This is a genomic window from Aeromicrobium sp. (genome assembly GCF_032084975.1).
Lineage (GTDB): Bacteria > Actinomycetota > Actinomycetes > Propionibacteriales > Nocardioidaceae > Aeromicrobium.
On record NZ_DAMDLR010000121.1, the window covers coordinates 1 to 5073 of the forward strand.

The 5073-nt window shown below is 73.0% G+C and carries 3 protein-coding genes; all 3 read left to right on the plus strand.

Annotated elements, in window-relative coordinates; genetic code table 11:
- The coding region (locus RT323_RS15925) for a bifunctional nitrate reductase/sulfite reductase flavoprotein subunit alpha (RefSeq protein ID WP_313410192.1) at positions 1-3615 on the plus strand (3615 nt) is incomplete at its 5' end.
- 303 nt (positions 3616-3918) lie between these two features.
- Positions 3919-4761 carry a DegV family protein gene (locus RT323_RS15930; RefSeq protein ID WP_313410193.1) on the plus strand — a complete coding sequence of 281 codons (843 nt, stop codon included), beginning with the start codon at positions 3919-3921 and terminating at the stop codon, positions 4759-4761.
- Between the two features lie 90 nt (positions 4762-4851).
- Positions 4852-5073, plus strand: a 222-nt coding sequence (locus RT323_RS15935; protein WP_313410194.1) for a hypothetical protein, incomplete at its 3' end; no start/stop codon positions are given.

Consider the following 5073-nt stretch of genomic DNA (forward strand, 5'->3'; position numbering starts at 1 on the left):
GCCGCGACCCGTTTCCGGCGGGTGATCGACGAGCACGGACCCGACGCCGTCGCGCTCTACGTCTCGGGCCAGATGACGCTCGAGGCGCAGTACCTCGCGACCAAGCTGGCGAAGGGGTACCTGCGCACGGTCAACATCGAGTCCAACTCACGACTGTGCATGGCCAGTGCGGGCACGGGGTACAAGCAGTCCCTGGGCGCGGACGGCCCGCCCGGCTCGTACGACGACTTCGACCGGGCCGACCTGTTCCTCGTGATCGGCTCCAACATGGCCGACGCCCACCCGATCCTGTTCCTGCGGATGATGGAGCGGGTCAAGGCCGGGGCGCGGCTCGTCGTGGTCGACCCCCGCCGCACCGCCACGGCCGAGAAGGCGGACCTGTTCTGCCAGATCCGGCCGGGCACGGACCTGGCCCTGCTCAACGGGCTCCTGCACCTGCTCGTCGAGGCCGGCGCGGTCGATGACGCCTTCGTCGCCGAGCACACGCGTGGCTGGGAGCACGTCGAGGCGATGGTCGCGGACTACCCGCCCGCGCACGTCGCGGACGTGACCGGCATCGCCGAGGCCGACCTGCGCACGATCGCCGACTGGATCGGCCGGTCCGGCGACTGGATGTCGTGCTGGACGATGGGGCTCAACCAGTCCACCCACGGCACCTGGAACACCAACGCGATCGTCAACCTGCACCTGGCGACCGGCGCGATCTGCCGACCGGGCTCGGGTCCCTTCTCGCTCACGGGTCAGCCGAACGCCATGGGCGGCCGGGAGATGGGCTACATGGGGCCGGGACTGCCGGGCCAGCGGTCGGTCGTCTCGGCCGAGGACCGTGCGTTCTGCGAGCAGGTGTGGGGACTCGCCGCCGGGACCATCCGCGACGAGGTGGGCACGGGAACCATCGACCTCTTCGGTCAGATGGCCGACGGGGCCGTCCGCGCCGCGTGGATCATCTGCACGAATCCCGTGCATTCGGTCGCGAACCGCGACACCGTGCTGCGGGGGCTGGCCGCGGCCGACGTCGTGATCGTGCAGGACGCCTTCGCCGAGAGTGAGACGCTCGCCCACGCCGACATCGCGCTACCGGCCGCGCTGTGGACCGAGGCCGACGGCGTCATGGTCAACTCCGAGCGGAACCTCACCCTGTGCCGCCCGGCCACCGCGCCGCCGGGCGACGCGCGCCCGGACTGGCAGCTCATCTGCGACATCGCGACCCGGCTGGGCTTCGGTGACGCGTTCGCCTACGCCAGCGCCGAGGAGGTGTTCGAGGAGATCCGCGCGTTCGCCAACCCGGCGACGGGCTACGACCTGCGGGGCGCGAGCCACGAGCGCCTGCGGCGCGGGCCGCTGCAGTGGCCGTGCCCGCCGGGAGGGGGACGGCGCAACCCCGTGAGGTACGTGGACGACGGCGTGCTCGCGTTCCCCACGCCGGACGGCCGCGCGGTCTTCCACGCGCGACCGCACCTGGACCCCGCGGAGCTGCCCGACGACGAGTTCCCGGTCGTGCTGAACACGGGCCGGCTCCCGCACCAGTGGCACACGATGACCAAGACCGGCAAGGTCGCGCGGCTCAACCGGCTCGACCCCGATCCGTTCGTCGAGGTCCACCCGGACGACGCGCGGGCGCTGGGAGTCGGTGACGGAGCCGAGGTGCGGATCGTGTCGCGTCGCGGCGAGGCCGTCCTGCCCGCCGTCGTGACCGACCGCGTCCTGCCCGGGACGTGCTTCGCGCCCATCCACTGGGGCGAGATGACGGGGGAGGGGCTGGCCGTCAACGCGCTCACGAACGACGCGGTCGACCCGGACTCGCTGCAGCCGGAGTTCAAGGTGTGCGCCGTGCGACTGGAGCGGGCGCCCATCCGCCTGCCGGGTGTCCCGCCCGAGGCACCGTCGGAGCAGGAGACGGCGTGGCTGGCCGGCTACCTGGCCGCGGTCACTCACGCCCGTCCTGCGTTGCCGGCGTCGGCTCCGGTCGCGCTGGCCCTGCGCGCCTGGTTCGACCAGGTCCTCGCCGAGCGGGCGCCCGCGATCACGCCGGCGACGCAGGGGATCACGGTCTGGTCGGCCTCGCAGACGGGTCGCGTGGACGAGCACGCACCCGAGGTGGCCCAGGGCCTCGCGGGACGTGGACTCGCGGCGAGCCACCGGTCCCTGGCCGACGCGCGCGCCGCGGACCTCACCGGCACCGCGCTGTTCGTCACCAGCACGACGGGCGACGGTGACCCGCCCAGCGAGGCGGCCGCGCTCTGGCGTGAGCTCTGCGCCGCGGAGCCGCCGGACCTGACGGGACTGCGGTACAGCGTCCTGGCCTTCGGCGACTCCGCCTACGCGGACTTCTGCGGGTTCGGGCGGCGCCTCGACGAGCGCCTCGCCGAGCTCGGTGCCGAGCGCATCGCGCCGAGGGTCGACTGCGAGCCCGACTTCGACGACCCGGCGTCCAACTGGCTGGGCGGAGTGACCAGCGTGCTGGGCGGGTCCGAGGGGACGCCGGCTCCGCCCTCGCAGCCTCGGTTCGGGCGCAAGCGTCCGCTCATGACGGGACTGACCCGCAACGAGCTGCTGACGGGGCCGGGGTCCAGCAAGGAGGTCCGGCGACTCGGGTTCCGCCTGCCCGAGGACACGCTGACCTACGAGCCGGGGGACGCGCTCGTCGTCGCGCCGCGCGTCGACCCCGCCTACGTCGAGGCGTGGCTGGCGCTGACCGGTCTCGACGGCGACACCCTCGTGGACCTCGACGACCAGCCGATCCGGCTGGCCGACGCGCTCGTCGAGCGGTACGACCCCGTGGCCATCACGCCGGCCGTCATCGCACTGGTGGTCGAGCGTCACCGCGGTGTCCTCCCCGCCGGGATCCCGGACCCGTCGGACCGTGCGGCGTTCGACGCGTGGGTGTGGGGCCGCCAGCTGGTCGACCTGCTGCGTGATGTCCCGACGCTCGCCCGCCTCGACCAGTGGCTGGCGGTGCTCAAGCCGCTCGCCACGCGCCAGTACTCGATCTCGTCGAGCCCGTTGGAGGACCCGCGCGAGGCCCAGGTGACGGTGTCGGTGGTGCGGCACCGCGAGCACGGATGGTGGCGGCACGGCGTCTGCTCGACCTACCTCGCCGACCGGGCGGGCGACGACGTGCGGGTCCACGTGCAGCGCCAGCGGCACTTCCGTCCACCGGCGGCACCGGACGCCGACACGATCATGGTCGGTCCCGGGACGGGCATCGCGCCGTTCCGCGGGTTCCTGCGGCACCGCGAGGCGCTGGGGCACCCCGGCCGGAACTGGCTGTTCTTCGGCGACCGCAACGGTGCGACGGACTTCCTGTACCGCGACGAGCTGCAGCAGCTGCGCGACGACGGCGTCCTGACCCGTCTGGACACGGCGTTCTCGCGTGACCAGGACCGGCGCGTCTACGTGCAGGACCGCATGCGCGAGCACGGTGCCGACCTGTGGCGCTGGCTCGACGACGGTGCGCACCTCTACGTCTGCGGCGACCGCGTCCACATGGCCAAGGACGTCGAGGCGACCATGCTGCTGCTCGCCGAGCGCCACGGTGGCCTCACGCGCGAGCGGGCCCGCTCGTGGCTCGCGGACCTCGAGGCCGCGGGCCGGTACGCGAAGGACGTCTACTGACGCGTCCGGGGTGGAGGGTTCCCCGGTTAAGTAGGTTCTCCCGCACTTCACGAGGGTTGCGATCCTCGTGAAGTGCGGGAGAACCTCGTTCAGTGCTCGCTCGGCGGTCTCTCGCCGACGGTTCGAGGGCAGACCCTTCGCCACGCCTCAGCAGCCGCGGTCATCGTGACTGAGCGAGGTTTGCTGTCACTTCACGAGGATCGCAACCCTCGTTCAGTGACAGCAAACCTACTTAACCGGGGAATCCGCGCACATCCCGCGATCGCGTGGGGGCGGGAGCGCACCGGTGGGTAGGGTTCCCCCATGACTGTGGCCGTCGTCACCGACTCGACCGCGTCCTTGGATCCCGACGACGCCGCCCGCGAGGGCATCACCGTCGTGCCCACGACCGTCATCATCGGTCCGCGCGTCTACACCGAGGGCGTCGACGTGACGTCGCAGATGATCGCCGACGCGCTGGCCGCCGGAGTGCCCGTCAGCACCTCGCGCCCGTCGCCCGAGACGTTCCAGTCGGTCTACGAGGCGCTGGCCGCCACGGGCGCCGAGGCGATCGTCTCGGTGCACATCAGCTCGCGGGTGTCCGGCACGGTCGACGCCGCCCGCCTGGCCGCGGGGCGCGTCAATGTCCCGGTCACCATCGTGGACACGTTCCAGGCGGGGCTGGCCACCGGGTTCGCGGCCGGCAGTGCGGCGCGGGCCGGGTCCGCCGGGGCGGACGCCGAGCAGATGGCGACCGCGGCGCGCGAGGCGGCACGCTCCGCGAAGGTGCTGCTCTACGTCGACACCCTCGAGTACCTGCGCCGCGGTGGACGCATCGGGCGGGCCGCCGCCCTGATCGGCTCCGCGCTCTCGGTCAAGCCGATCCTGACCATCGACGACGGACTGGTCGCGCCGCTGGAGAAGGTGCGCACCTCATCGAAGGCGCTCGCCCGGCTCGAGGCGCTCGCCGTCGAGCAGGTCGCCACGTACCCGGGGGACTACGACATCGGCGTCCAGCACCTCGCCAGCGCCGACGTGGCCGCATCGATCGCGGCCTCGCTGAGCGAGCGACTGGGCCGTACCGACATCCCGGTCGACGAGGTGGGCGCCGACATCGGGGCGCACGTCGGTCCCGGCGCGATCGCGGTCACCGTCGGCGCCCGCTGACCGTCCACAGCCTCCCTCGCTCGGTCGGCTCCGTCCACAGGGTGCGCGCGGATGGTTCCGCCGCCGACCGCGCCTTCCTAGGGTCGCGTCATGGCCTCCGTCCCACCCGAGACGCGCGCCCAGGTCGCGCGGCGCCGCCTCGCCGAGCTGGCGGCGAACTTCGATGCCTCGCTGCCCGGTCCGCCGGCCGAGGAGTCCGAGACGACCTCCGCTGCCCGGCCCCGCAGGTCCCTGCGCCCCGTGCACGTGCGCTTCATCGCGATCGTCGGCGGTGTCGCCGCCGTGCTGACGGTGTGGTGGCTGGTGGCGGGC

Coding starts and splice junctions, on each gene's coding strand:
- RT323_RS15930 (WP_313410193.1), top strand. CDS start 3,919: ATGACTGTGGCCGTCGTCACCGACTCGACCGCGTCCTTGGATCCCGAC.